General features: G+C 38.3%; 29 protein-coding genes and 1 other annotated feature (1 of these 30 only partly in view). Of the genes, 4 read left to right on the top strand and 25 right to left on the bottom strand.

Annotated elements, in window-relative coordinates; translation table 11 throughout:
* Window positions 1-3 (bottom strand) — a binding site (T-box leader); it reaches 242 nt to the left of the window's first position.
* Between the two features lie 42 nt (window positions 4-45).
* The 11 genes from AC1D0Y_RS20930 to AC1D0Y_RS20880 form a co-directional block, all read right to left on the bottom strand.
* Entirely contained in the window at window positions 46-660 is a 615-nt protein-coding gene (locus tag AC1D0Y_RS20930) for an AmiS/UreI family transporter (protein WP_025751370.1), read from the bottom strand.
* 148 nt (window positions 661-808) lie between these two features.
* Window positions 809-1,990, bottom strand: coding sequence for a NupC/NupG family nucleoside CNT transporter (locus AC1D0Y_RS20925; protein WP_028408959.1), 1,182 nt, complete (start codon window positions 1,988-1,990; stop codon window positions 809-811).
* A gap of 19 nt (window positions 1,991-2,009) precedes the next feature.
* Entirely contained in the window at window positions 2,010-2,408 is a 399-nt protein-coding gene (locus AC1D0Y_RS20920; protein ID WP_081085331.1) for a cytidine deaminase, read from the bottom strand.
* Between the two features lie 59 nt (window positions 2,409-2,467).
* Window positions 2,468-3,142 carry a deoxyribose-phosphate aldolase gene (gene deoC / locus AC1D0Y_RS20915; protein WP_013057476.1) on the bottom strand — a complete coding sequence of 225 codons (675 nt, stop codon included), beginning with the start codon at window positions 3,140-3,142 and terminating at the stop codon, window positions 2,468-2,470.
* 21 nt (window positions 3,143-3,163) lie between these two features.
* Window positions 3,164-4,465, bottom strand: coding sequence for a pyrimidine-nucleoside phosphorylase (locus AC1D0Y_RS20910; RefSeq protein ID WP_013057477.1), 1,302 nt, complete (start codon window positions 4,463-4,465; stop codon window positions 3,164-3,166).
* Window positions 4,466-4,647: 182 nt separating this feature from the next.
* Complete coding sequence (locus tag AC1D0Y_RS20905; protein ID WP_060747322.1) at window positions 4,648-4,971, bottom strand: hypothetical protein; 324 nt, start codon at window positions 4,969-4,971, stop codon at window positions 4,648-4,650.
* A gap of 5 nt (window positions 4,972-4,976) precedes the next feature.
* Window positions 4,977-5,921 carry a sugar-binding transcriptional regulator gene (locus tag AC1D0Y_RS20900; RefSeq protein ID WP_026106623.1) on the bottom strand — a complete coding sequence of 315 codons (945 nt, stop codon included), beginning with the start codon at window positions 5,919-5,921 and terminating at the stop codon, window positions 4,977-4,979.
* Window positions 5,922-6,059: 138 nt separating this feature from the next.
* A complete protein-coding gene (locus AC1D0Y_RS20895; protein ID WP_098790565.1) occupies window positions 6,060-7,034 on the bottom strand; it encodes an HNH endonuclease in 975 nt (324 codons plus the stop codon).
* Between the two features lie 38 nt (window positions 7,035-7,072).
* Window positions 7,073-7,399 (bottom strand): nucleoside triphosphate pyrophosphohydrolase, encoded by a 327-nt coding sequence (locus tag AC1D0Y_RS20890; RefSeq protein ID WP_098248247.1) that lies wholly within the window; start codon window positions 7,397-7,399, stop codon window positions 7,073-7,075.
* Window positions 7,400-7,752: 353 nt separating this feature from the next.
* Window positions 7,753-8,064, bottom strand: coding sequence for a hypothetical protein (locus AC1D0Y_RS20885; RefSeq protein WP_098248245.1), 312 nt, complete (start codon window positions 8,062-8,064; stop codon window positions 7,753-7,755).
* 286 nt (window positions 8,065-8,350) lie between these two features.
* Window positions 8,351-8,539 carry a hypothetical protein gene (locus AC1D0Y_RS20880; RefSeq protein WP_225049418.1) on the bottom strand — a complete coding sequence of 63 codons (189 nt, stop codon included), beginning with the start codon at window positions 8,537-8,539 and terminating at the stop codon, window positions 8,351-8,353.
* 609 nt (window positions 8,540-9,148) lie between these two features.
* On the opposite strand from AC1D0Y_RS20880, the gene plsY reads away from it, so the two are divergent.
* A complete protein-coding gene (plsY, locus tag AC1D0Y_RS20875) occupies window positions 9,149-9,736 on the top strand; it encodes a glycerol-3-phosphate 1-O-acyltransferase PlsY (RefSeq protein WP_016764546.1) in 588 nt (195 codons plus the stop codon).
* A gap of 172 nt (window positions 9,737-9,908) precedes the next feature.
* Here the strand turns inward: plsY and AC1D0Y_RS20870 are convergent, their stop codons facing one another.
* Together AC1D0Y_RS20870 and AC1D0Y_RS20865 are read right to left on the bottom strand one after the other, a co-directional pair.
* The gene (locus AC1D0Y_RS20870; protein WP_477707883.1) at window positions 9,909-10,586 is read right to left on the bottom strand and encodes a DUF1129 family protein; all 678 of its coding nucleotides are present in this window, start codon (window positions 10,584-10,586) and stop codon (window positions 9,909-9,911) included.
* Complete coding sequence (locus AC1D0Y_RS20865) at window positions 10,576-10,914, bottom strand: PadR family transcriptional regulator (protein ID WP_028408974.1); 339 nt, start codon at window positions 10,912-10,914, stop codon at window positions 10,576-10,578. The genes AC1D0Y_RS20870 and AC1D0Y_RS20865 overlap by 11 nt, the downstream gene beginning before the upstream one ends.
* A gap of 252 nt (window positions 10,915-11,166) precedes the next feature.
* On the opposite strand from AC1D0Y_RS20865, the gene htpX reads away from it, so the two are divergent.
* Complete coding sequence (gene htpX, locus AC1D0Y_RS20860; protein ID WP_013057489.1) at window positions 11,167-12,039, top strand: protease HtpX; 873 nt, start codon at window positions 11,167-11,169, stop codon at window positions 12,037-12,039.
* Window positions 12,040-12,081: 42 nt separating this feature from the next.
* On the opposite strand, the gene AC1D0Y_RS20855 is transcribed toward htpX, so the two are convergent.
* Window positions 12,082-13,068: an MBL fold metallo-hydrolase gene (locus AC1D0Y_RS20855; RefSeq protein ID WP_028408975.1), complete on the bottom strand. Its 987-nt coding sequence runs from the start codon at window positions 13,066-13,068 to the stop codon at window positions 12,082-12,084.
* Between the two features lie 277 nt (window positions 13,069-13,345).
* On the opposite strand from AC1D0Y_RS20855, the gene AC1D0Y_RS20850 reads away from it, so the two are divergent.
* Window positions 13,346-13,669 (top strand): YnfA family protein, encoded by a 324-nt coding sequence (locus tag AC1D0Y_RS20850; RefSeq protein WP_014459650.1) that lies wholly within the window; start codon window positions 13,346-13,348, stop codon window positions 13,667-13,669.
* A gap of 82 nt (window positions 13,670-13,751) precedes the next feature.
* On the opposite strand, the gene AC1D0Y_RS20845 is transcribed toward AC1D0Y_RS20850, so the two are convergent.
* From AC1D0Y_RS20845 to AC1D0Y_RS20830, 4 genes are all read right to left on the bottom strand, one after another.
* Window positions 13,752-15,071 (bottom strand): suppressor of fused domain protein, encoded by a 1,320-nt coding sequence (locus AC1D0Y_RS20845; protein WP_477707882.1) that lies wholly within the window; start codon window positions 15,069-15,071, stop codon window positions 13,752-13,754.
* 175 nt (window positions 15,072-15,246) lie between these two features.
* Window positions 15,247-16,530: an ABC transporter substrate-binding protein gene (locus AC1D0Y_RS20840; RefSeq protein WP_028408976.1), complete on the bottom strand. Its 1,284-nt coding sequence runs from the start codon at window positions 16,528-16,530 to the stop codon at window positions 15,247-15,249.
* 70 nt (window positions 16,531-16,600) lie between these two features.
* A complete protein-coding gene (locus tag AC1D0Y_RS20835; protein WP_013057493.1) occupies window positions 16,601-17,428 on the bottom strand; it encodes a carbohydrate ABC transporter permease in 828 nt (275 codons plus the stop codon).
* Window positions 17,428-18,390 carry a carbohydrate ABC transporter permease gene (locus AC1D0Y_RS20830; protein ID WP_028408977.1) on the bottom strand — a complete coding sequence of 321 codons (963 nt, stop codon included), beginning with the start codon at window positions 18,388-18,390 and terminating at the stop codon, window positions 17,428-17,430. Before AC1D0Y_RS20830 ends, AC1D0Y_RS20835 begins: the two co-directional genes overlap by 1 nt.
* A 224-nt stretch (window positions 18,391-18,614) precedes the next feature.
* On the opposite strand from AC1D0Y_RS20830, the gene AC1D0Y_RS20825 reads away from it, so the two are divergent.
* On the top strand, window positions 18,615-19,454 hold the full coding sequence (locus AC1D0Y_RS20825) for an SDR family oxidoreductase (RefSeq protein ID WP_060746822.1): 840 nt from the start codon (window positions 18,615-18,617) through the stop codon (window positions 19,452-19,454).
* 43 nt (window positions 19,455-19,497) lie between these two features.
* Here the strand turns inward: AC1D0Y_RS20825 and AC1D0Y_RS20820 are convergent, their stop codons facing one another.
* From AC1D0Y_RS20820 to AC1D0Y_RS20790, 7 genes are all read right to left on the bottom strand, one after another.
* A complete protein-coding gene (locus AC1D0Y_RS20820) occupies window positions 19,498-20,829 on the bottom strand; it encodes a TIGR00366 family protein (protein ID WP_014459643.1) in 1,332 nt (443 codons plus the stop codon).
* Between the two features lie 126 nt (window positions 20,830-20,955).
* Window positions 20,956-21,441, bottom strand: a complete 486-nt coding sequence (locus AC1D0Y_RS20815) for a GNAT family N-acetyltransferase (protein ID WP_060746823.1) — start codon at window positions 21,439-21,441, stop codon at window positions 20,956-20,958.
* Between the two features lie 103 nt (window positions 21,442-21,544).
* On the bottom strand, window positions 21,545-21,778 hold the full coding sequence (locus AC1D0Y_RS20810; protein WP_060746824.1) for a hypothetical protein: 234 nt from the start codon (window positions 21,776-21,778) through the stop codon (window positions 21,545-21,547).
* A 100-nt stretch (window positions 21,779-21,878) separates the two neighbouring features.
* Window positions 21,879-22,064 carry a DUF4083 family protein gene (locus AC1D0Y_RS20805; RefSeq protein WP_060746825.1) on the bottom strand — a complete coding sequence of 62 codons (186 nt, stop codon included), beginning with the start codon at window positions 22,062-22,064 and terminating at the stop codon, window positions 21,879-21,881.
* A 92-nt stretch (window positions 22,065-22,156) separates the two neighbouring features.
* Window positions 22,157-23,263 carry a CapA family protein gene (locus AC1D0Y_RS20800; protein ID WP_028408983.1) on the bottom strand — a complete coding sequence of 369 codons (1,107 nt, stop codon included), beginning with the start codon at window positions 23,261-23,263 and terminating at the stop codon, window positions 22,157-22,159.
* A gap of 301 nt (window positions 23,264-23,564) precedes the next feature.
* Window positions 23,565-24,809 carry a YeeE/YedE family protein gene (locus AC1D0Y_RS20795; RefSeq protein ID WP_060746826.1) on the bottom strand — a complete coding sequence of 415 codons (1,245 nt, stop codon included), beginning with the start codon at window positions 24,807-24,809 and terminating at the stop codon, window positions 23,565-23,567.
* A gap of 172 nt (window positions 24,810-24,981) precedes the next feature.
* Window positions 24,982-26,019, bottom strand: a complete 1,038-nt coding sequence (locus tag AC1D0Y_RS20790; RefSeq protein WP_060746827.1) for an EAL domain-containing protein — start codon at window positions 26,017-26,019, stop codon at window positions 24,982-24,984.
* Window positions 26,020-26,092: the final 73 nt, after the last annotated feature.

The following is a 26,092-nucleotide window of genomic DNA, read 5'->3' as shown; positions in this document are numbered from 1 at the left end:
TAATTTCTAACATCTTACCATTATTATCTATTTTTTGTAAATACTTTATTTCAAAATCATTTTTTGCGGCTGAGAAAAGAATAGTCGATACCCTAGATATACGAAATAAATGATGGACGCCACCAGCACGATTCCCCACATATTGTACATATCCTTATTTCCCCATACGCCTGTTAGTGAAAACAGCGCTGGAATCGTTAACGTCACCCACGACTGGACAATCGCCACTTTCCCCACATATGCAGATACATCTTTTTTGCTCGTATTAAGCACATAAAATAAAAACCATAAAAACGACCAAAGAATCCATGTAATGGCGTTCACTACGTCATGATAATGAACAAGAGAAACGGTCACGTACACTAAAGCGATAATCGATACCCAAAGAGAGTAATAGCCAAGTCCTGTTCCCTGCATTCCTTTTAATACCGTCACCCCTACATACAAATACGTAAGGCCAAATAAAAAAATCGCCGTTCTTTCATACAAAATCCAGTTGCTTTGATCTGACGTAATAATTAAATAAAACGGAACAATAACTTGAAAAGCTCCAACAAATAAGTTAAATACGCCTACGTTTTTTTCATCTGCTTTTCCAAGCAGCATCAGTCCGTTTAAAAATAACGCTGCACCTGACAGTAAAAGTCCAATTTGATCCATTTTTCAGTAAGAAAAGCCCCCAGCTTTTCTTGTCCTCCTCTGCGTCTATGTTTTTCTTTAGGATGTACGGAGTTGTGGTTTACATGTAAAAAAGAAAAAGCAATTCCTTTTAAAAAGGAAACTGCTTTTCTTTCTGTTTCTATTACACTTATAAAATAAAGCTGACAACAATTGCTGACAGTACGCTTACAAGCGTAGCTCCGTACAGTAAACGAAGACCAAAGCGCGCTACTGTATTTCCTTGCTTTTCGCTTAAGCCTTTAACAGCTCCTGACACGATTCCAATTGATGAGAAGTTAGCAAATGATACTAAGAATACAGATACAATTCCAAGCGTTTTAGCACTGAATGTTGAAGCCATATCCGACAGACTCATCATTGCCACAAATTCATTTGTTACAAGTTTTGTTGCCATAATTCCACCCGCTGCCACAACTTCTGAAGCAGGAACACCCATGATGAATGCAAACGGTGCAAACACATAGCCAAGCAAATGCTGGAACGATAGACCAAATAACATTTCAAACACGTTATCAATCGCAGCCATCAGCGCAACGAAACCAATCAACATCGCACCTACGATAATCGCTACTTTAAATCCATCCATAATGTATTCGCCAAGCATTTCGAAGAACGTTTGTTTATGACCAGTTTGTACTTCTAAAATATCTTCTTGATCCGTTACTGTGTAAGGGTTAATAATAGAAGAAATAATAAATCCACCAAATAAGTTAATCACAATTGCTGTTACTACATATTTTGGTTCAATCATTGTCATATAAGCACCGACAATTGACATTGAAACAGTCGACATAGCTGATGCACAAAGCGTATATAAACGGTTTGGCGGCAGTTTGTCTAGTTGCTTTTTAACGGTAATAAATACTTCTGACTGACCTACAATCGCAGAAGCTACTGCGTTATAAGACTCTAATTTTCCCATTCCGTTAATCTTGCTGAGAACTAAACCAATCCATTTCATAATGAAAGGAAGAATTTTAAAGTGCTGTAAAATCCCAATCAAGACAGAGATAAACACGATAGGAAGCAGCACGTTTAAGAAAAACGGCATTGATCCTTTATTCGCGATTCCGCCAAATACGAACTCTACTCCTTCATTTGCGTATGAAAGCAGCTTTCCAAAAACGCTGGCAATCGCATTGATAATAATCAATCCAAACTTTGTATTCAGAAGTAAAGCTGATAAAAGAACTTGAATCACAACCATAATAACGATTGGTTTATATTTGATTTCTTTACGGTTATTACTTGCAAGATACGCTAATCCAAAGACAACGAGTAACCCTAAGATGCCAATTAAATATTTCATAGTATCCTCCACTGCTTACTTATTTTTGTAAGTCTTTTGATGAAAAATAGCCCGGTAAGATTTCGTTGATGTTGGTAATCACAAAATCTCCTTTTAGGTTTGCTAAGATAATTTGTGTGTGATCATTACAGAACTCAGCTAATACTTGTCTGCATGCGCCGCAAGGAGAAATTGGGCCGTCCGTATCTCCTACAACTGCAATAGCTGAAAACTGCTTGTCCCCTTCTGAAACAGCTTTAAAAATAGCCGTTCGCTCAGCGCAGTTCGTCAATCCATAGGAAGCGTTTTCAATATTGCATCCACGATAAATCTTCCCATCGGTTGTTAAAAGAGCTGCACCAACATGGAATTGAGAATATGGTACATGTGCTTGTTTGCTTGCTGCGATTGCTTCATCTATTAATTGTTTTGGCTCCACCGTCATCATCCTTTGCTTAGTTTACAGCAGGTTAGCTAGTACTAACCTGCTGTCATTTATTAATAATCAGAGTTGCTTAATTGACCTTTTGCAATTGATACGCCAGAGCTTGCACCAATACGTGTTGCACCAGCTTCAATCATTGCTTTTGCATCTTCTAAGCCTCGAACGCCGCCAGAAGCTTTTACACCTACATCTGGTCCAACCGTTTTTCTCATAAGCGCTACGTCTTCTACCGTTGCGCCTCCTGTAGAGAAGCCCGTTGAAGTTTTAACAAAATCAGCTCCAGCTTTTACAGCTAGCTCAGAAACTTTTGCTTTTTCTTCGTCTGTTAAAAGAGCTGTTTCAATAATTACTTTTACTAGCGCTTTGCCTTTTGCAGCATCTACTACTGCTTGAATGTCGCTTTGCACTAAGTCATAGTTTTTATCTTTTAACGCGCCGATGTTGATTACCATATCTACTTCATCTGCACCGTTTTCGATTGCATTTGTTGTTTCGAATGCTTTTACTGCTGAAGTAGTAGCTCCAAGAGGGAAGCCGATTACCGTACATACTTTCACTTCTGGAGCATCTTTTAATAACTCAGCTGCTTTTTTTACCCACGTTGGATTTACACAAACTGAAGCGAATGAATATTCTTTTGCTTCTTGTGCTAAAACCGTAATTTGCTCTTCTGTTGCATCTGCTTTTAATAATGTATGATCAATAATACCCGTAATGTTTTGACTCATTTTGTTCTTCCTCTCTGTCTCTTAATGAATTTCTTTATAAATTAACGTTGGAGCTTCCACTTTTTCAGCGACCGTGCTGTAAGAATCATAAACGATATCCATTACTTCCTGTACATCTTCACTGTTGCTGTGAATTGTAACAAGAGAGTCGCCTTTTTTCACTGAATCGCCAACTTTTTTATTAAGCATGATACCAACTGCTAAGTCGATTTCAGATTCTTTTGTTGCACGTCCTGCACCTAGCTTCATTGCTGCTACGCCGATTTTTTCTGCAACGATTTCTGAAATGTAGCCATCTTCTTTTGCTGGCACTTCAATTTTGTGCGCTGCATCAGGTAATTTAGACGGATCGTCTGCAACAGAAGCGTCTCCGCCTTGTGCGCTTAAGAACGTTTTGAACGATTCTAATGCTTTTCCGTTTTTAATTACTTCTTGAAGCATTGCACGCGCTTCATCTAAGCTGCTTGCTTTTTCAGCAAGTACAACCATGTGACTTCCTAATGTTAAGCAAAGCTCTGTTAAATCTTCAGGACCTTCGCCTTTTAACGTGTCAATCGCTTCTTTCACTTCAAGCGCATTACCAACCGCAAATCCTAGAGGCTGGCTCATATCTGAGATGATTGCTTTTGTGTTTCGGCCTACGCCTTTTCCGATTTCAACCATTGCTTTTGCTAATTCTTCAGCGTCTTCAAGCTTTTTCATAAATGCGCCGTTCCCCGTTTTTACATCGAGGCAAATGGCATCTGCTCCAGCTGCAATTTTCTTACTCATAATTGAGCTTGCAATTAACGGAATCGAATCAACCGTTGCTGTTACATCACGAAGTGCATAAAGTTTTTTATCCGCCGGCGTTAAGTCTCCGCTTTGACCAATAACGGCAATTTTATTTGTATTTACTAAACGAATGAATTCTTCATTTGTAATTTCAACGTGGAAGCCAGGCACTGCTTCAAGTTTATCAATCGTACCGCCAGTGTGTCCTAAGCCGCGGCCAGACATTTTGGCAACTGGTACATCAACCGCAGCTACTAAAGGTCCTAATACAAGTGTTGTTGTATCACCTACGCCGCCTGTGCTGTGTTTGTCTACTTTAATACCTTCAATTTTTGATAAGTCGATTTGATCGCCTGATTCAACCATTGCTTGCGTTAAATTTACGCGTTCTTCCTGCGTCATTCCTTGAAAGTAAATCGCCATCGCAAATGCCGATAGCTGATAATCAGGTAAATCCCCTTTTGTATAACCTTCGATAATAAAATCGATTTCAGCTTTATTTAATTCATGTCCATTACGTTTTTTTTCAATTAAGTCAACCATTCTCATGACGTTTTCCCCCTAAAAGTATCTGCATATTGTGCATCCACTAAAACGTTTTCAACAACTTACACCCTTACTATATAATAGCTTTGAACAATTGTAAACAGATATATTTACATTTGTTCAAAAATATTTATAGCCGCTGTTTTAGTGAATAAAAAAAGACTTCCGCACTCGGAAGTCTTCCCTTATTTTTCAGCTTTTATCACAAATGACAACATGATTCGATACTTATTCTTTACCTTTTTATAAGGAATTAATACGTATGGCTGATCAGGCGGCGTAAAACGTTCAATTCCTTTTTGATTAGCATCAGGAGAAAAATACATTCTTCCCCCCCGTTTAATAATATAGCCTGTGGTTCCTTTAGCAATTACCCCGTCTTTTGAGACTTCTGTTTGAAAGAGATACCGGTTTCGCTGCGCCTGCAGAGATGACGCCGAATAAGATACAATATCTTCTACTATTTCGATTCGATGAAGCTTTTGCTCTTGAAAAAACAGCGTCTTCATCTCCCTTACTCTTGTTTATCTAACAAAAAGCGCGCCGTGAACTGATCAGTAACGAGTACATTTGCAAATTTCCCTTGCAGCGCTCCGTAAATGCTGTCAATTTTCTGATCCCCGCCCGCTACTAAAATGGCGTATTCTTTCTTCTTTAGTTCTTCCAAATCAAGTCCAAGCGTCCGTTCATCCAGGCTTTCATTGCAAATTTGTCCATCTTTATCAAAAAAACGTGAACAAATGTCTCCTACCGCTCGCGAGGAAATCATCTCTACATCTTGTTCGGAAAAGTAGCCAAGCTGAAAAAGCAGCGAATCCGTTTTAATGGGTCCCGTAGTAAAGACGGCAATATTGGCTTGTTTGCCTAAATCTAAAATACGCTTAATATGACGATCCGTTTCCATTGCTTTTTTGACTACCACGTGATCGACGATTACAGGCAAAGGAAGATGCATAGGAGGCGTATTGTATGCCTTTCCAAATAAGTACATAATTTCAGAAGCATATGTGCTCGTTTCCGAATGGCTTACTCCGCCTTTTAACTGCACAACCTGCACGTCATTCACATACTTTTGTTTTAAATCGATGGCCACTTGATAAAGAGTTGTTCCCCACGTCACCCCAATAATATCTCCGTCTTTTACGATGTCATAGAGATAGTCAGCTGCTGCCACGCCTAGATGACTTTTAATAATGTGATTTTCATATTGAGGCACCGGTGTGACGATTGCTTTTTTTAAATTGAATTTTTGTTCAAGTTGAGAAGACAATTTTTCACTATTGATAGATGAATCCACAATTTTAATTTGAACAATGCCTTCTTCTTTTGCTGTTTGCAGCAATCGAGAAACCGTAGGCCTTGATACACCAAGCTTTTTTGCAATTTCACTTTGATTATAATCAAGAATATAATACATCCTTGCCGCTTCAATCACTTTATTAAATTTCTCTTGATCCATCTCCATCGACTTGTTCTCCCCTACCTCATGAATTTCTTATCCCAATTTTACCAAACTTATGTCTTTAGTTTACTTGTTTGGTGAACAAAATTTCAAGAGGGGATTTTGTAACTGAAATGAAAAGAGAAATACTCGGGGTTAAGGAGACCAGTTTTCTACGTATCCATTCATTCCAGCAAACTCATAAAGAGCTTCTAACTTACGCTCCGAATAATAGTTAAAATCATTGTGAACTGCTGTTAATTTAAGATTATCGTTACGAACAAACATCTTCTCGAGGTATACACTCTTAGCAAGTTTATTGCTCTTTTTTGTGTTGCAGCTTTGACAGCTTAACACCAAATTCCACATATTATCTGATTGGATATAACTCCATGGAATAAAATGATCTACATGAGTAGCGATGCGTTTATCAGAAAGAACTTTCCCACAATAAAAACATTCTTTTGTTTCGTATTTCCAAAGTATGTTATAGAATGCATGCAGCGATTCGCGTTTTGAAATATTCTCCACTTTTAACAAGACATCTTCTAACTTATTTTTGTCATTATGCTTTTCTAAAAATTTCGCCAAATGATAATTGGTTAAATGAGTAACAATTTGTCTATACTTTTGCAAAAAAATATACATACTGCTATTAAACTTTATGTATTCTGTTCTTTTATCAAACTCATAAATGGAACCTTCCATATCTCCGTATAACGCCCCTACTACATACCTTGCCCCCACTTTTTTAGTTCTTTCTACTAACTGCAATTGAAGATTACTTGGTAAACGATCAAATACTACTTTATTTGGGACACCATGCATTAACTGAAATTCCTTTAACTCTTTTTGAATTCCAGCTTGTCTATTGTGTGTATTTAATTGATTTAAATCATGATGAATAACCAAATTCCAATATATTTTAGCAAAGGAAAAATACACTTGATCAAACGTGAGTACTAACCGATTGTCAACGTTATATAGGTTTTCAATTAAAGCTTTCATTAATCCATATTTATACGTTGTGGTAAAGTGACCATTAGCGAAAAATTGATTAATGATCTTCCAAATTTCTTGTTCTGTTAAATAAGCTTTTTTTATTTCTCCTACTTTTAAATTAAAACTCACCTGCCATCGCTCGCTCCCTCCACTATTGCATCATCAAACTACGCTTCTCCTGTTTCCACCAAATAAACCCGATCATCAAACTTCCCGCGCTCCCTGGCCTTCTCCTCACGCACTTTCTCCAGCTGTTCTGGCGTGGCCCCGTGCACAGCTGCTAGCGCCTGCATAACTTCCAGTAAATCCGCGAGCTCTTCAATTGCCTCCTGATGCGTTGGGGCCTCTATGTATTCTTGAAGCTCTTCTTTTGCTTTTTTTATCAGCTCATGTTGATATTCCTCTCGCTGCAGCACGCGTGATTTGAAGGTTTTTCCGCTTTGTTCAATAATCGCAGGAATTTTATCTCGCACTAGCTTGTTGTAAGTAGGCATTATTTTTCCCTCCATCTCTTACCTTTCTAGTAAACTAGTATTTTTCAAATTCTGCTTGATTTCCGTTAAACACATTTAAATCAATAAACGTTTCTTTACCTTTATAGCCGCTTAACAGGAATTACCCATCCTTTACTCCATAGTAAAAATATAAAGCTTACAAGAGCGACTAATATGAGTCCTGCTGTAAAAAGTCTTTTGTTTTTTTGATTGGCTTTGTCTATTATGTTTACCCCCTTTTTTAGAAAATACTTCTAATATTCTAACATAAAAAGGATTTTCTAAAACAATAGAGCCTTCAAGTCTTTGCTAGAAAATATAAAAAACCACCTAAAAATCAGGCGGCTTTTCTTTTATGCTGCGTCTTCAGATGGCTCGTTATCTTTGGCTGCTTCTATCAGTAAGAAAATAGCCGTTAAGATATGCATAATCATGCCGACAATTGGAATCCACGCAATAGCAGAACAGACAATTCCCATGATATGCCCTGTCCGAACTTTGTTTGTTTTAATCGCAAATACTAAACCTACGATGTGCAATGCGAGCATTAGAATAAGCGGCGTGTAGGCTAGGCTTATAACCAAGGTGCCGCCTAAGAGGGGAATCCCCCAAAGAGCCTCTAATCCCCCGCTGACCCATTTCAATATACGACTTGTTTTTCCCAATGTATCCTCCCCCTTTGTCTTCAATGTATGCACAGAGGTTTTATTTCTGAACAAATGGCAAAAATACGTGTACTAAAATCGATAGTCCCTTATAAAGATACGTTTTTATACGGGACTAGTGTAATAGTGGAAAATGAATGAGAGGAAAAGGCGTGGTTTTACATGTAATAACGAGGAGCTCTTCGTAAAGAGAACGAATGAGATATAAACAAAAAAGCCGAACTCAAAATGTAAGCTCGGCTTTTTCTTATATGATAAATAGAATTATTGTAAAATGTTTCTTGTATTAGTGTTCTCGACTCTTCTCAAATTTTTCAACAGCTTCAAAATCAAGCTCGGCTGATATCCAATCGCCTTTTTCCGGGAATTCTAGATTGCGCACGACTATTTTATTCGGCACCTTTTTTTCCAAAATTTTCGCCTGGCAGTTTTTGTACATAACTACTTCTCGTTCTTTGATATCTGTCCACAACAAGTGCAGAACCCCTTTCAACTTTAAGAAGTTAATATTTCGAAACACTGTTTTACATTCTATTATATTTTTTTTGATTTGTTAATTTATTTGTCTTATTTTTTATAAAAAAATATTAAAAGACATTCCTTCTAATACAATATACCCAAAATATCTTTTAATCCTTAAACATTTATGTTATATTTTAAAAATTGTATTACAAGTTTTTTATTTTTGCAGAAAAAATTAGAACGGCTGATGCGCAAAAAACTTCGCTGGTATTGTAGCAAGTTTTTTATTTTTGCCTTTCCGCCTACTCTCTTTTCTTTTTTACATATTTATAATGGACATATGGATTCGTCCTAATACGTAGGAAGGCTTGAAAATTCAAAAACATCTCAGCATAAAGTCATGAAGCTATTCCGCTAAAAATACAGTTGAATTTACAAATACTCTACCGAAACAGCCAGCACCCTCTATCCATATAAAAGCTGCCTTCCACTATTTAAGAAACCACAATTTATTCCCTGGGAAGCAATCCATACTGATAGAAGTGTTCAGAAACAAAATAAACTTTACTCTTGATATCTTGCTATAAAATGAATAATAACAACACAATTTGAGGTGCCAATAATGAACGTATTAACAAACGCTATAATTATCTTATTAGCTTATTTAATTGGGTCAATTCCTTTTGCTTTAGTGATTGGAAAGGGCTTTTACAAAACCGATGTTCGCAAGCACGGAAGCGGTAACTTAGGAGCCACTAATACCTTTCGCACTTTAGGAAAGAAAGCAGGTATTATAGTGTTGATCGGCGATATAGCAAAAGGCTCGCTAGCTGTCTGTTTACCGCTTATGATGAATAGTCACTTGCATATGCTTGTCCCTGGATTTATTGCTATTCTTGGACATAGCTATCCTGTTTTTGCAAGGTTTAAAGGAGGAAAATCTGTAGCCACTGCGGCTGGTGCATTCCTTGCATTTTCACCATTAGCTTTCATTCTAGGAATTCTTGCTTTTTTAATTTCTCTCAAAATTTCTAAATACGTATCCTTATCTTCACCTATTGGCGCATTGGTTGCCTTTTTAACATCAATTTATGTAGGTGATGTAGTTTTAATGGTATTTGCAGCCATTATTTTTGTTTTCATTACATGGAAGCATATTAAAAACTTCAAACGTATTAAATTAGGTACAGAACCTAAGGTTAATTTTTAAACGTACTAAAGTTAGTAATCTTTAAATGGTGTGACCAAAAAGGTGTTCATGAGTTGAACACCTTTTTAATTATTTTAGTACATCTTGTCCCAAGATAGACGTAAATTATGAAATTTCTTTAAAAATGCTCTTGGTTATAGACTAAACAATACATTTCGCTGCTTCCTATATCTCATTTTGTAATTTGATATTTACTATTTAACCACCTTAAAACGATGAGTGCTACGGCACCAGCAGCTAAATATAAGAAACCTCCGACTTCTATTACATACCCAAAAGGTGGAATAAGCTTTGGTAAAAAAACCATCCCGGCAAGAGAAATAAAAATTAAGACAAAGAGTAGAAAAAAGTCCTTAATCTTATTCGAAATTTTGTAAACAGATTTTTGTATCCATTTTAAAAGCAGAAAAACATCAAGAGAAATAATAGCTGCAACAATAACAAAAGTGACGATTGTTGTTCCGACATAAACAGTCTGGCTGCTATCCTTAACATAATGTACAACGATATTTCCTATCCCGCTTACTATAGCCATCAAGCTTGCCAGCTGTAACAATAAAAAGCTTATAAAAAAAGCAGTACTTTTTAAGGGTTCTTTAGGTAACTGTTTAATCATTTCATCACAGTACGTCTTAAGGTTCTCTCCAAACACCTCTTCAGCACGCTTCCCTTCCGCTTGTGCGTCAATAAGGTGATCTAAAAGCTCCATCAATAACTCTTCAGCCTGCTGTTCAGAAACTGACACACTCGTTCGAATGTAAACAAGCATATTATCATAGTACTCTTCATTTTCCTTGGTCAGCTCTTTTCGCTTCTTATTATTTAATTTAATTAATTCCTTAGCGTTCATCGTAAAAACTCCTATTCAACAATTTATTTACAGGGTTTTGAATGTTGATCCATTCCTCTTGGATTTCACATAATGCGCTCTCACCAGATGCCGTAAGATGATAGTACTTTCGTTTAGGACCCGAAGGCGATGCTTTCATTTCTCCCTTTATTAACCCCTCCTTTTGAAGACGTAGTAAAATTGGGTAAATCGAACCTTCACTCACATCATTTAATCCATATTGTTGAAGCTTCTGGGATAGCTCATAGCCATAAACCGTTTCTTTTTGAATGATTGATAAGATACACCCTTCTAAAATTCCTTTTAACAATTGACTTCTCAAAGACATATCGATTTCTTCCTTTTCACTATCTTGTTATACAAGACACATTTTTAAAGTAAAGCTACCTTGCAAGACAAGATAGCTTTATATCACTCATAATAACCTATTTATGGTAATGATTCAACCATTTATTTACTTTTTTTTATAAAATCACTTAACATAGTAATCTTTTTAGTAAATTTGAATAAATAAATGAAACCTTTCCTCTCCTCTGACCGTATACCTATCATGCACGTATTAGTTAAAGGAGGAAGACTGGTGCTAAAACGAATTTCACTGTTTATTTTCGTTAATATTTTAGTATTAATTACAATCACAACGATTACATCTTTATTAGGTGTTCAAAGCTATATGGGAAGCAGCGGTTACGGCGGCCTGCTGGCATTTAGCGTAATTGCGGGCTTCAGCGGCGCGATTATTTCTCTTATGATGTCACGCGTGATGGCAAAGTGGATGATGGGTGTTCAAGTTATTGATGAACGTTCTCCTCAAGGTGAATATGAGCGATTTGTTTTAGAAGAAACGCATCGACTTGCATCTGTTGCAGGATTAAGAAAAATGCCTCAGGTCGGAATTTATCATTCAGCGGAAGTTAACGCTTTTGCAACTGGGCCAAGTAAAAGACGCTCGCTTGTTGCCGTTTCAAGCGGAATGCTTGAACGAATGGACCGCGATGCGATCAGCGGCGTTATCGCTCACGAAATAGCGCATATTAAAAGCGGTGATATGGTCACAACTACGCTTCTGCAAGGAGTATTAAATACATTTGTTATTTTCTTCTCTCGTTTAGTAGCCAAAGCGGTGTCAAACTTTGTGCGAGAAGAGTTTGCGATGGTTGTCTATTTCCTTACATCGATTGTATTTGAGATTCTCTTTAGTATCTTAAGCAGCCCAATTATCTTCTGGCATTCAAGAAGACGTGAATTCAAAGCCGATGAGCTTGCAGCTAAACTCGGTGGTAAAGAAAAAATGATTTATGCGTTAGAATCGCTTCGTCATACTACTTCATTAGTAGATGACCGCCAAAAATCAATTGCCGCTTTTAAAATTAGCGGCAAAGAAAAATTCTCACGCTTATTCTCTACTCACCCGCCGCTTGAAAAACGCATTGAGCGCTTGCATTCACTGTAAGCAGACAAAACCAGCTTCTTTAAAGAAGCTGGTTTTTTTATGTTATGACTGAGGAGCAAGCACACGTGCAGCTTCCCACAGCAAGACGCCTTCTTCACTTTTTGTTAATTCAACGTATCCTTCTTTCTCTAAATACGTAAGCTGGCCGTACACTTCTGAGAAAATAAAGTCCGGTGCTTTTTGATACATATCCGGGAAAAAAGCTGCGCTGACTTCAAGCGTTGTTTTCTTTCCTTCCCCCATTGCTTGTAACACGCGCAGCGCCCATTTATGCTGCTTTTGAATACGTTCCATAATTAAAGAATGAATATCACTAAGCGGTTCACCATGTCCGCTATAAATCAAATCAATGTCGTAGTTCAACGTTTTTTCAAGAGACGCCAAGTAGTCCAATAGCGGCTTTGGCTTAGGATTTTGAATGGTCGGCTCTAAATATGGATTTGACGGTACTTTTGGCAAAATATGATCTCCGCCAAACGCGACTTTTTCTTTTCGATTGTAAAACATCAGCTGACTCAAGGAATGTCCCGGCGTTTCAATCACTTCCCACTCACTCGCATACGGAAGTGTATCTCCTTCCTGTAAATACCCGGTTAGCTTCTGCCCTTTAGGTGAATACACTTGAATCGCAGCCGTTGCTTTACGAAGCCATGTATCCATTACATCATCACTAACTCCAAACTCCATAAGAAAATTACGGTATAGCTCATTATGCTGCTGAACAAACTCTTCATCTTGATAAATCCAAGGCTCCACCAGCTTATGACCGTAAACCGGTATATCACTCGGCAGCCATTCTAAAAATCCAGTGTGATCCGGATGCTGATGAGTAAGAATCACTTGTTCAATATCTGTTACTTTATATCCTTCTTTACGAAGCGCCTCATCAAAAACATTCCACGCTTCTTCGGTTTTCATCCCTGCATCAATTAACGTTAACTTGTCTGCTTTTAATAAAAACACATTCACTGGTCCAATTGGAAATGGCGTAGGCAGCTCAATGCGTATTACTTTATGATCTAAACTCATTTTACCAAACCCCTATATCTGCATTCTTTTATATAGTCCATTTACTGCTAACTTCTACCTTTTGTAAAAGTACCCTGAGCATCAATAATTGAATGACTCTTTGTACTCTCACAAACATTCTACATAAACTCATACTATTAATAGTTTAGCAGGTTTGAAGACAAATTGATAAAGGAATGCTTTCCAGTGTACTTATTTAAAGCAAACGAATGATTCATCAAACGAAGAAAGTAAGATAGAATAAAGAGATGAAATGATGATATAAGGAGTATAGTTTATGATTAAAGCAATTTTTCTTTTTATTTTAGCAGGTCTTGCTGAAATTGGCGGAGGCTATCTGATTTGGCAGTGGCTGCGCGAAGGAGCATCAAGCTGGTTAGGGCTTCTAGGCGGTATTGCTTTGGTGCTGTACGGCGTCATTGCTACGTGGCAGTCGTTCCCGGACTTTGGACGTGTATATGCAGCTTACGGCGGCATTTTTATTGTTTTAAGCCTGTTTTGGGCGTGGTGGGTTGATAAAAAAATGCCCGATACATACGATTGGATTGGCGGACTTGTGTGTCTGATTGGCGTAGCGGTTATGCTTTGGCCAAGAAGTTAAGTAATCACACAGAAAGGAGCGCGCTTTCTCCCTTTTTGTAAGAGGAACCAAAATAAAAAGTAGCCTATATATAGGCTGCTTTTTATTTATCACTTGTTGAATCTGCCGAAAAAGCCTTTCTTTTTTCCTTAAACGTATTAGGTCTATGTAAGTTAAATAAGTGTTCGATGCCATTTTCCATCATCTTTTCTAGCAAAGCTTCTTGTCCATGCTGGAAATAGTACTCCATTTCTTCTTCATACAAAGGGAGAAGCGTGTGGAAATAGACTAGCCACTCTCCGTCAATTTCTTTTCCGTTTTCAAGATACGGCATCGTAAATGCCTCTTGGCACTGCGGCAGAGGCGGCACGACCATAACACCACAAAAGCCGCTTTCTGGTGAATACGGTTTAACGTGTAAAGGAAACTTCACCTTTTCACCTGCTAACGTTCGTTCATAAGTATCCACGTAGCGATCCAGCTCTTGATTTGGAAACACCATCCACTGACCAATCCAATTCATATGGTTTATCGCAAAGTTTCCTACTTGATGCATCACTTGAGGAATCCAGCTGTACTTTTCATCTTCAAACGGATCTTGATCTGCATGCATCACCAGTTCAACGTACGCGCTGTCTAATCCAGGGGGGAGCGGCAGGCGAAGCGTACTATAACCATGTGTTGCGACCGTATAAAACGGCACTGATTCTGTAGGAGCCATTTCATAAAAACCTGCCTCTGTCACCTCAGCTGATTCTGCTTCGACACGGCGGATAATCGGCCCATAATATGCTTGTAAGTGAGCTTCCACATCCTCATCGAGCGATTCCCGAACAAATGGATTTACCTCTTCAACTGATGCTTCTTCTTCTTGTGATGACCATACTTCATAGAAAGTAAAACCGGTTAGCCCGTTCTCAAACACTACCTCTCGAAATGCATCAGAAACATAAATTTCTGGAGAGATAATAGGAAAATCTCCTAGACTATGTTCGGTATACTTTATTCGAAAAATTGGCTGTCTCTTTACCTTATCCTCTATAAAGGATAGCTTGTCAAACCCTCCAAAATCATCAGGTATTGATTCTGAATAGTTCACACATTCGTTTATCACATTAACAATATTAACAGCGTAGCACTTGTATTCAGGGTGAGTAAGAGGAACAAATTCTACAAACTCAGAAATTAGTTTTTCTAAGCTCTGAACAGCATATCCATCGATAATTGGAGGAGTTGCAAAACCTTTATAAGTTAAAAGGTTATTTAACCCTCCTTTTTCATATGTTTCAACTGGAAGATTTGTTTTACTATGTAGATACTCTCCTTGCTGCAGCAAATTTCTAAATAGTATTTCGTCATCTTCCTTGTTAGCAGCGGCTATTTGCTCACTTTCTAAACTTGTACTTAATTTCCATATTTTCATAAACAACACCTCTAGTTTCTATATAGGAAGTGTATCCATTATAAAATTTCCACTGTTCTATCCGAATAGGAATATATAACCTTTTACTCACAATTAATTCTACCATAAGGATAGAAACCTAAAAGTATTAGGCTTTTGATTGCAAAAAAAGACAACCCAAAGGTTGTCTTTTTCATTACTTCAACTCAGCCCATCTTTTATCTAATGATTTTAATAGCTCATCTTCAGACGTTTGGCCGCCGATGTATTCTTGTACATCCGCTCCAAATTTTTGCGTTACGCCTTCAGGGAATTTTGTCCATTCCCAAGGAAGCGTTTTTTGCTCCTTAGAATATTTAAGAAGTTCTTCACCTAGAGGTCCAATGTCTTTTGCTTCAATTGATTTAAAGGCTGGAATGTACTTAAAGTCTTCTACTAGCGCTTTTTGGCCTTCTTTAGATGTGACCATCCAGTTTAAGAAGTCTTTTGCTGCTTTTTTATCTGCCGCTGGTGCTTGTTTGTGAATAACCCAGTTGCTTGGAACGTCAATTGCAAGCTTGTCAGCTACAGCTGCATCATCGCTTAACGGCATAGGCAGAATCCCTACATCCATGTTCGGCGTAATTTTATCAAGCATTGGCTGAATCCAGTTTCCTTGCTGAATCATCGCTGCTTCACCGGTCGCAAATTTCGTTACTTGTGTGTTGTAGTCCGTCGTTAAAGGATTTTTATTTCCATATTTTACTGTTAAATCAAGCAGCTTTACATACTGTTTGAACTGCTCGTTTCCTGCGATTTTCGTACTGCCGTCATTTAGCCCTTTAATAAATGCATCCGGATCTTTTTGACTAGCAAATGGAATATTTAAGCCGTGGTTTCCAAGCACCCACCACTCGCCGTAACCGATAGAAAATGGCGTAATGCCGGCAGCTTTTAGCTTTTTAGCCGCTGCTTCTAATTCTGAATATGTTTTTGGAAGTTCTTTGATGCCTGCTTTTTTGAACAGTTTTTTGTTATATGTAAATCCATAGCCTTCAAGACTGATTGGCTGTCCATATACTTTACCGTCCATCGTCATCGGTGTAAGTGTGTTTTCGTACGCGTCATCAATCCAAGGCTGATCGGATAAATCTTCTAATTTATTTTTCCACGTTTTTGCCTCTTGATATCCGCCGTTTGTGAAAAGGTCAGGTGCATTCCCCGACGCAAACTGCGCTTTCAAAGCAGCTGCACCGTCAGCTCCTCCACCAACCGTTTGGATATTGAACTTCACATTTGGATGTTCTTTTGTGTATTGATCAGTTAGAGCTTTTAGCTGATCAGCGATTTCTACTTTTCCTTGAAATACGTCTACTACTACTTGATCTCCGCCGCTTTTTTTATTACCCGATGCGCTTTCGTTTGAACACGCGGTTGAAAATAAAAGCGTAGCCGATAAAACACCTGCTGCTAAAGGCCATTTTTTCATTTTAAATGCCATTTTCCGTTCCTCCCTATTTGCTGCTGGTTTTGACACCTCAGCCTCAAAACCAGCCCTGTTGCCGACACTATTATTTAATTGAACCGCTTGTAATTCCTTTAACAATGTGTTTTTGCATTGCAAAGAAGAAGATTAATAGCGGGATAATACTGATTACAAGTGCTGCTAGTGCTAAATCCCACTGCTTTGTATACTGACCAAAGAAGAAGAATGTCGCAAGCGGAATCGTTCTTAGCTCAGGATCTTGCAGAACAAGAGACGGAAGTAAGAAGTCATTCCAAATCCATAGGCTGTTTAAGATAACTACGGTTACTGTAATTGGTTTTAATAACGGAAAGACAATTCTCCAGAATACGCCTAGACGTGAGCATCCGTCGATGATTGCCGCTTCTTCTAGCTCGACTGGAATTCCTTTAATAAATCCGTGGTACAAGAAAATCGTCATACCTGAACCAAAGCCTAAATACATGATCACAATACCCCAGATGCTGTTTAACAGATTTAAGTTTCCTGCTACTTTTACAAGTGGAATCATGATGGATTGAAACGGAATAACCATTGCCGCTACGAATGCCATAAAGATAATGCTGCTGATTTTTTTCTTTGTTCGAACCAGCATGTAAGCTGCCATTGAACAGAAGATGACTAGAACTGCGTTACTGATAACTGTAATGATTAGCGAGTTGCTAAGCACTTTTAAGTAATTCATTTGGTTGAATGCATTAACAAAGTTTTGAAACTGAATCGTTGTCGGCAGCGCCGATGTGTTTGATAAAATTTCTGCAAATGACTTCAGTGAGTTTGAAAGCACGTAATAAAATGGAACCAAGAACACTAGTCCAAGCAGGACTGCTAAAATTTCAACAATAAAGGTTTTGCTCGTATACTTGTTTCCCATCACGATTCAACCTCCTTCTTCTTGGTGTATGTTACTTGAATAATTGTAATTGCTGCTACGACGATGAAGAAAATTAAGGCTTTTGCTTCACCTAGACCGTATCTGTTATTAACAAATGCTTCTGTATAAATGTTAAGCGCTAACATTTCTGTTGATTTAAATGGACCACCGTTTGTTAATGATAAGTTGACATCAAATACTTTGAATGACCATGAAATCGTTAAGAATAAACAAACCGTTACTGCCGGTGCTACCATTGGAATTGTAATATGACGAAGAATTTGCCATCTGCTTGCTCCGTCAATTTTTGCTGCTTCAATTAGCTCTTGCGGTACGTTTTGCAGTGCTGCTGTGTAAATAAGCATGATATAGCCCGCTCCTTGCCATACACTTACAATCACGATGCCCCAAAATGCTGTTTTTGCGTCTCCCAACCAAGGAAGTTCAAAAAGCGAAATTCCTGTGATTTGTCCGATAGATGCAAATCCTTTTACAAAAATGAACTGCCATACAAATCCTAGTAAAAGTCCGCCAATTAAATTCGGCATAAAGAAAACCGTACGTAAAATGTTTCGTGTCTTTAACATTTGAGTAACAAGAATTGCTAACACGAATCCAACCACATTCGTTAAGATAATCGCAACGACCGTATATTTTGTTGTGATCCAAAACGATTGCTGAAACTGCTTATCTTCAGTGAATAAGTACTTAAAGTTATCAAGTCCCACCCAGTTAATCGTACCGTTTACTCCGTTCCAGTCTGTAAATGAGTAATAAATCCCTGTAAAAAATGGTATAAGTACAATCACACAAAATGCTAATAGTGCGGGTCCTACAAATAGTGCAAATAAACCTACATTTTTCAAATTTTTACGTCTTTTCGTATTAATGGATGGTTCTCTTTTAAGTTCTTGCTCTAAAGGAACATATTCTGTCTCCTGTAATTTACTTTGGCTATTCATCTTACTAGCACCTCCCTATGTCTTATTTTAGCGAAATCAGTTATTTATGAAACCGCTTTAATTGACGAGTAGGGTGTAAAATATTGACCTTTGTGCAACATTTTCTCCCCTGTGCACACTTTACGCATTTTTTTAAAGTATGGATGAAAGAAAAGCTAGAAGTGGACGGCGTATCTTCTTATCTTATACACTAGAAAAAAGATGTAGTTGGGAGGAACATACGCATGACAGTCAAACGAGCGTTAATTACGGGTGCCAATTCTGGAATGGGGCTGGCCACAACGATTGAACTAGCTAAAAAAGGATTCGAAGTCATTATGGTATGCCGAAATGAAGAAAGAGGAAATACGGCTTTAGAAGAAGCGAAGCGTCAAAGCGGATCGGATTCCATATCTCTTATGACCTGCGACTTAGCTTCTCTCGCTAGTATCCAGGCTTTCAGTGATGACTTTATGTCTCGCTACAGCGTGCTTGACGTGCTGATTAATAACGCTGGCGTGGTGACAGTTAAGCGGGAAACAACACAAGACGGATTCGAAATGATGCTTGGTGTTAATCATTTAGGTCACTTTTTATTAACTAATTTACTTTTAGAGCTGCTGAAAAAATCTAAGCAAGGACGCATTATAAACGTTGGGTCCGGTGCTCATAAAGCTGGAAAAATAGATTTCGACAATCCTCACTTAACAACAGGATTTGGAATATGGCGAGGATACTCTCAGTCTAAATTAGCAAATAACTTATTTACGGTCCATTTAAGTAAAAAGCTAAAAGACACTTCTGTAACCGTAAATTGCCTTCACCCCGGAGCCGTTTCTACCGCTATCGGCGTTAACCGTCAAACTGGTTTTGGAAAAAGCGTTCACGCCGTGCTTCGCCCTTTCTTTTTAACACCTCTTCAAGGTGCCGAAACAGCTATTTATTTAGCAGACAGCCCTGAAGTGACGCATATTAGCGGCGCTTACTTTTATAAAAAACGCGTGACTCCCACTTCTTCAAGAGCAAAAAATGAACGGTTTGCAGAAGAATTCTGGAACTGGAGTGCACGCGAAGTTGGCTTATAATGTAGAATAAAAAAAGGTCAGCTTTTCAGCTGACCTTTTCGTATTAGAAAAACGTTAGTCCTATAGCAAAAATAAAGCCTGATACAATTAAGGTGGTCACGCAGTAGCCCATTATATCGCGCGCTCCGAGCCCTGCGATAGCTAGTGCGGGCAGTGCCCAAAACGGCTGCGCCATATTCATCCATGCTTCTCCGTAGGCAATGGCCATCGCAGCGACTCCCGGATCTACGCCGAGCTGTTCAGCTGCCGGCATAATAAAAGGTCCTTGTACAACCCAGTGTCCTCCTCCAGATGGAACAAAAAAGTTCACAACGCCAGAACTTAAAAACGCAAGAAACGGAAATGTCGTTTCATTTGAAATCGAGATAAATGCGTTCGTTAGCTTCCCGCCTAAGCCTGATAGCTCCATCATGCCTTGAATACCTGCGTAGAATGGAAACTGAATCACAATCCCAGCGGTTCCTTTCGCAGCATTAGAAACGGCATTCATATAGGATAAAGGCGTGCGGTGAAGTAAAATACCCGTTGTAAAAAACAATAAGTTCACTGTGTTAATATCCATTTTAAAACCGTTTGTAGCAAAATAATAAATTAAATATGAATACCCAAGAAGCGCAATCGTCAGACTTAAAAATCTGCTGTTCTCCATGCGTACAGCAAATGTTGGCTTAGAAGAAGTTGTCTCAACAACTGTAGCCGGAGCCATTTCATCTTCTGCCAACAGTCTTGGATCAATTTCTACCACTTCTTTTCCCGTCGGCATCATCAGTCTTGTCATAATAGGAAGGACAATTAATAACCCGAGGGTAATAAATAAGTTGTACCCTGTAAAAATCGTGTCTGACAGCGGAATAAGTCCAGCCGTTTTTTCCATTGGGTTTCCAGGTGTAGCAGCAACAAGAGGAATCGAACCCGACAAGCCTCCGTGCCATGTTAAAAACCCTATGTAAGCACAGGCAATTAAAAACCGATAATCAGATCCCGGCACGCGTTTCGCTACTTCTTTCGCAAACAGCGCACCTACAATTAAACCAAACCCCCAGTTAATCATACAGGCCATAGCTGCGCCGAGCGTGACCAGAATTACCCCTTGTGCCGGAGTTTTGGCTAACAGCGCTATGTTCACAAGCCACTTTTTTACAAGCGGCGAGCTGGCAAGCGCATGTCCCGTGACAAGCACTAAGCTCATTTGCATCGCAAATGCCAAAAGGTTCCAAAAGCCACTTCCCCAAAACTGAACCATTTCAATCGGCCCGTGAGGAGTAAAAACAATACCTGATACAAATAAAATCAGCGTCAAGATTAAAGCAAATACAAACGGATCAGGTAAAAAACGCTGCACAAGCGCCGTGAAGAAATTAGATAACGCTTTCATTTTACTCCTCCTTTACAGGAATACTCCTGTGAATAAATGTCGACAAGCATCTTTAATTATACATAATTTGTTGAAAATTGTTAATATTTAGTTTAAATAAAAACCCTTCTGTTTTTCAGAAGGGTTTTACACACTAAATGTTTGAATAAGAGTTGGCTCTCCGTCAAGTTCAATTTTCTTTTCTTGAAAGGAAATATGTAAGCTTTTATAAATATGTTTCCAAAATGAAATAGCTCGCTTATTGCCTGCAAGCTCAATAATCATATATGTTCCTTTTCGATGAGAGAAAATGTCTTTTACCGTGTTGGAAGCGATGCCCTGCCCTCGGTATTTGTTTAAGATAAAAAAATCATTGATGCAGTAATCTGCTTCTTGCTGAAGTGCGGGCTGTTCAAGAAGTAAAAAAAAGCCCGTCAGCTTATCATCTACTTTAATAAAGTATGGCGAGAGACCTTCTACTTTCCAAAACAGCGGCAGCTCTTCAAAGTGAAAAGCTCCATCTTCGCGAATATCTAAAGAAGGTGTATACGCAGATAAATCGTGGAGATAAAGAGAATACAAATTTTGCAAAACGCCCGCTTGGTCTTTAGATACTTTTTCAATCGTAAGCATTCTTAGTTCATCCCCTTCTTTTTCTATCATAAGGTTTTTTTGTGAGAGTTTACAGTAAAAATGTTTGAGCAAAGTGAAGATGGATAGTCAAAAAGCTCTTTTTTCATTTTGCAGATGTATGAAACGCAATAAAAAAACGATCATCTCCGGTACTGTACGCTCCGTCTGATAATCGTTTTTTATGTTTTGTTTGCTGATGCTGAAGTTTTTCCTTCTTTGTTTTGGTTTTCCGCGTTTCCATGTCTGCAAATACAAACAGACTGCGGTTTAATTCTGGATTTCGCTTGCCTTCACGCGTCATTTTATCACGCATTTTTTTTGCTTTTGACTTTGCCATGTAACTTCCTCCCTATATAAATGATGTATACATATCTTACTGCTTTTTTATAAAATGTCAAGTGCAGAAGCACTGATGTATTGACAGTGCTTATGTATAGTCAAGACTCTTTATTTTTCAGCATATCATCTAACTTTTGCTCCATACGCTGAAGCCTTTTTTCATTTGCCCCCTGCTTTTGAATCAACCTTTTTAAGCCTATAATAAATGCAATTATTACTCCTGCTATTCCTATCAGGATAAGCATCATAAGAATTTGAAAAATTATATCACCTATATTAGCCATAGTTCCACCTTTAATCTATTTTTTTACATTATATCATTTTTTTGGTTGTTTTTGTTTTATTTTATAAAAAAAAGCTCTCAATGCTGAGAGCTTCATTTACTATCTTCATCGTAAACTGTCCACTTTTCCTGTTTGATTTGATTGGAAACATCAATTAGTTTATTTTTCACTCGGTCCTTTTCCGGGCCTGTTAAAGGCGTAGGTCGGTAGTCGTTTCGTGCTGTTGTGGAAGAAATACGGAATGGAATGACGTTGATGTCTTTATTCGTCGTTAGCTTTCCATCTTTAATCGTAAATGTCTGCTGAAATACAAATGTATCTTTATCACTTGGATTTTTGTTTCCGCCAAACATAAAGTTTCCTAAGCTATAGACAATAAATTTATTTTTGTACTCTTCAATTCCTTGAACAACATGAGGATGATGACCTAAAATTAAATCTGCTCCGTTATCAATTGTATATTTTGCCAATGCTTGCTGCGCTGTATCAGGAACATAGTGTCGTTCAGATCCCCAGTGGAAATGCACAATGATAATTTTAGCGCCTTTTTCTTTTAAAGACTTAATTCCGTCTTTAATCTGGCTTCTTATTTCTTTGGTGTCATCCCAGCCCGGATATCCAAGCAACCCTACTTTGACTCCTTTTACCGTTGTGACGTATGTATCTTCATAGCCAAAATAGCCTATTCCGCTTTTCTTCAAGTTCTCTCTTGTATCATCATATCCTTGCTGTAAATAATCACGTGTATGATTATTAGCTAAGTTAACGGTTTCAATACTTCCTTGTTTTAAAATATTCACAAAAGAAGGATCACCTTTAAAACGAAATGTTTTACTTGCTTTTTCGGTTGCAGTTGTCAGCGTCGTTTCTAAATTAACCGTTGTTAAATCATCTTGTTCAAAAATCGACTTTACATTTTGCGTAAAATACGGCAGGCCATTTCTTGCCGCTACGTCATTAAAAGTAGAATCATAGCTGAAGCTTTCATCATTTCCTAAAGTAAAATCTCCCGCTGCGCTAATTTTAATGGTTGTATTAATGCCCTCTTTTTTCTCTTTTTTTGTCGCTTCTTCTTTAGATTTTACAGCTTCTTCTTTTTTCTGCGGTTCAGAAGATGTTTGTTCTCCTGCTCCTCCGCACGCTCCCAGTAAAAAACACAAACTTCCATAAATAACAGCTTTTTTTAAATACTTGTTCATGTAACGTTAAAACCCCTTTTTACGTTTTAATAACTGTGTTTGGACATGGTGTTTAATGTACATTTCGCCAAATACATACAATCTTCCTGTTATATCGGCAAAATAAGTGAAATTTTTATAAAAAAAGGAAATTCCTATCTTCTTTTTGAGTTAAAACAAGAGGTTTTTTTAATACGAGCGCTATGAAGAAAGCTGATGATCTTTGATAAACGTCAAGGAATTTACAAAAATATAGAGGTTTTCAAACATCACCTAAAATAAAAAACCTCCTTTGCTCATGCAAAGAAGGTTTTATCTAAACTTAACAAATCGAATCATTAGATTTAGGGTTTTTGAGTCCAAATATCGGTCGGATAAATAGTGCTAAGCCTGTGCCAAGCATTGCCATAACCATCCATACCCATCCGTGGAGACTAAATGAAGCAATGCCCCCAAAGTAAGCGCCGATGTTACAGCCAAAAGCAAGACGCGCACCATACCCCATTAAAAGGCCGCCAACAACAGCTGCACCTGCAACTCCGGGCTTAATCTTTCCTGGTTTGAACGTCCCTTGCGCCGTCGCTGAAATGAAGGCACCTAATATAATCCCAAAGTTTAACACGCTGGTAGAATCTGCTAGCACACTTTGCGTTAGCGCTTCTCCATTTGCACCTTGGAAAAATCCCCAGCTCGATACATCTATCCCAGCTGCCATCATGGCTTTTCCGCCCCATAATGCAAAAGCAGAAGTGATTCCCCAAGGGTTTCCTCTTACAGCAAGCGTCAATGCATTTAATACGGCCAGCACAATCGCTGCTGTGAATAGAGGCCAAGAGCCGCGAATAATCTTTTTCCACCCTTTTGTAGTAGGAAGCTGTTTCATCATAGGCGGATTTTTCTTTTTAGCAATTTGAATCGTAATCCAGTAAATCGCTGCGAACGCGATAAGCTGTATAATCCAAGCTCCAAAATAACCAAGACCTGTCGATTCAGCTAATGAGATAGGGGGAAGCGAAGGTTGCTTTTGCCAAAATGGCAAGTGATACGCCCCAAACATAGAACCTACAATAAAAGCTAAAAGCGTTAAAATCATAGAAGAAGAGCCTCCGCCTAACGAATACAGCGTCCCCGAGGCACATCCATTTCCCAACTGCATCCCAATTCCAAACATAAACGAACCAACGATCACGCTTACTCCTACAGGTGAGACATATCCCTTTGGCGTTACCCCTGTAAAGCTAAAGCCTGTACTTAAAATAATAGCAAACAGCGTTGACGCAATTGCAAGCATAAGCATATGCGCTTGCAAGCCTTGAACATTGCCGACAGATACAAGGCGGCGAAATGCTGATGTAAAGCCAAACCGTGCGTACAAAAGCGTCATCCCTAACGCTAGACCGATCATAAATAAAACACCTTGCGTCCAGTTAGTTGTTAGCACAATCGCTAGAAGTAAAATAACCGCTGCTATAACCCCTCCTGCAAATAACGGCTTTTGCATAGGACTTAATTCTGTTACAACAGTAGTTGGCTTTGATTTATACGATGAGTGCAACGTTTGTGCCACATCATCCACTCCTTTTCTGATAGAAATACTAAGGATTAATATTTATCATCTTATAGCACTTCCCTTTCTCTGTAAACTGTTTAGCAAAATGAAAGTGAATTGTTTATTTTTTGAGTATTCTTACTTTTGTTCATACAAAAAGCAGAAGTTTCTGTTCTTCTGCTTTTCGCTGCTAAGCGTAAATAGAATGAATCTCTTTTAAAGGTTTAGGATTAGGCTTTGCAAAATAATACCCTTGAAACAAATCATAACCCATCTCTATCAGGCATTTTAAATCTTCTTCTGTTTCTACACCTTCTGCAAGAGCCTGCGCCCCCATTCTATGGGTTATAGCTAACATCTCTTGAGCCACTTTTTTCTGTTTCTCATTCTTACTGACTCCGTTTGTGAATTCAAATGCCAATTTCACGACGTCAGGCTCCACTTCTAAAAGCCGATTCAGCGTATTATAGCCAACTCCTACGTCATCTAGCGCATATTTAAATCCGTGGGAGCGATAATAATTCAAAATGTTTTTCAAATGCTCAATATCTTGAACATCCTCGGTTTCAATCACTTCAAATACAATTTGCTCGGGCTTTATATTCAATTCTTGAATTAACGCAAATGTAGATGCCAAGCAATGCTCGGGATTATATATTGCTGTAGGAATAAAGTTAATAAAAATCAGCTGACGATCAATAATACTAGCATTTTTTACAGCTTCTAAGCGGCAGGCTCGGTCAAGAGCGAAGGTTTTATTTCTTATTTGAGCAGCTTCAAACATTTTAAAAGGCGGTATAATACTTCCGTCTTCTTCTAATCCTCTTGATAAAATTTCGTGCCCAACGATATGCACGCGTTCGTGATCAATCGATACAATCGGCTGATAATATGAGCAAATTCGCTTGTCTTCAATCAGCTCATCAATCCACAAGGCATCTTTCATTTTTTGAAAAACGGTGATTGGCTCCATACGCCGCAGGTTTTCAAACGGGCTCCGCTGCTTGGCTTCTACAGCCCGCACATGCCGAGGGTCTAGATGCTGATGAACATAATCCATAAAACTCCAAAAGATATCTTCCCTCATCCAGACCATATCTTCTCCAAGAGTCTTCCATTGGCTTTGAGAAATATCTTTAAAGTATTTTTCCAATTTCTTCACATCGCTTGATTTCTGAAAAGAAACCGTATATCCTGCCCTAATTGGCAGACACGCGTCGCACCCCATAGCTCATCTTCTCCCTCATTTATCATCAGTTTTTTGTATGTATACATGAATAGTTCTTAGGAACTATACCACT

Source organism: Priestia sp. P1_B12_1, assembly GCF_056406695.1.
The sequence above is the reverse complement of the archived record's forward strand: the minus strand, read 5'-3'. Positions and strand labels throughout refer to the sequence as shown.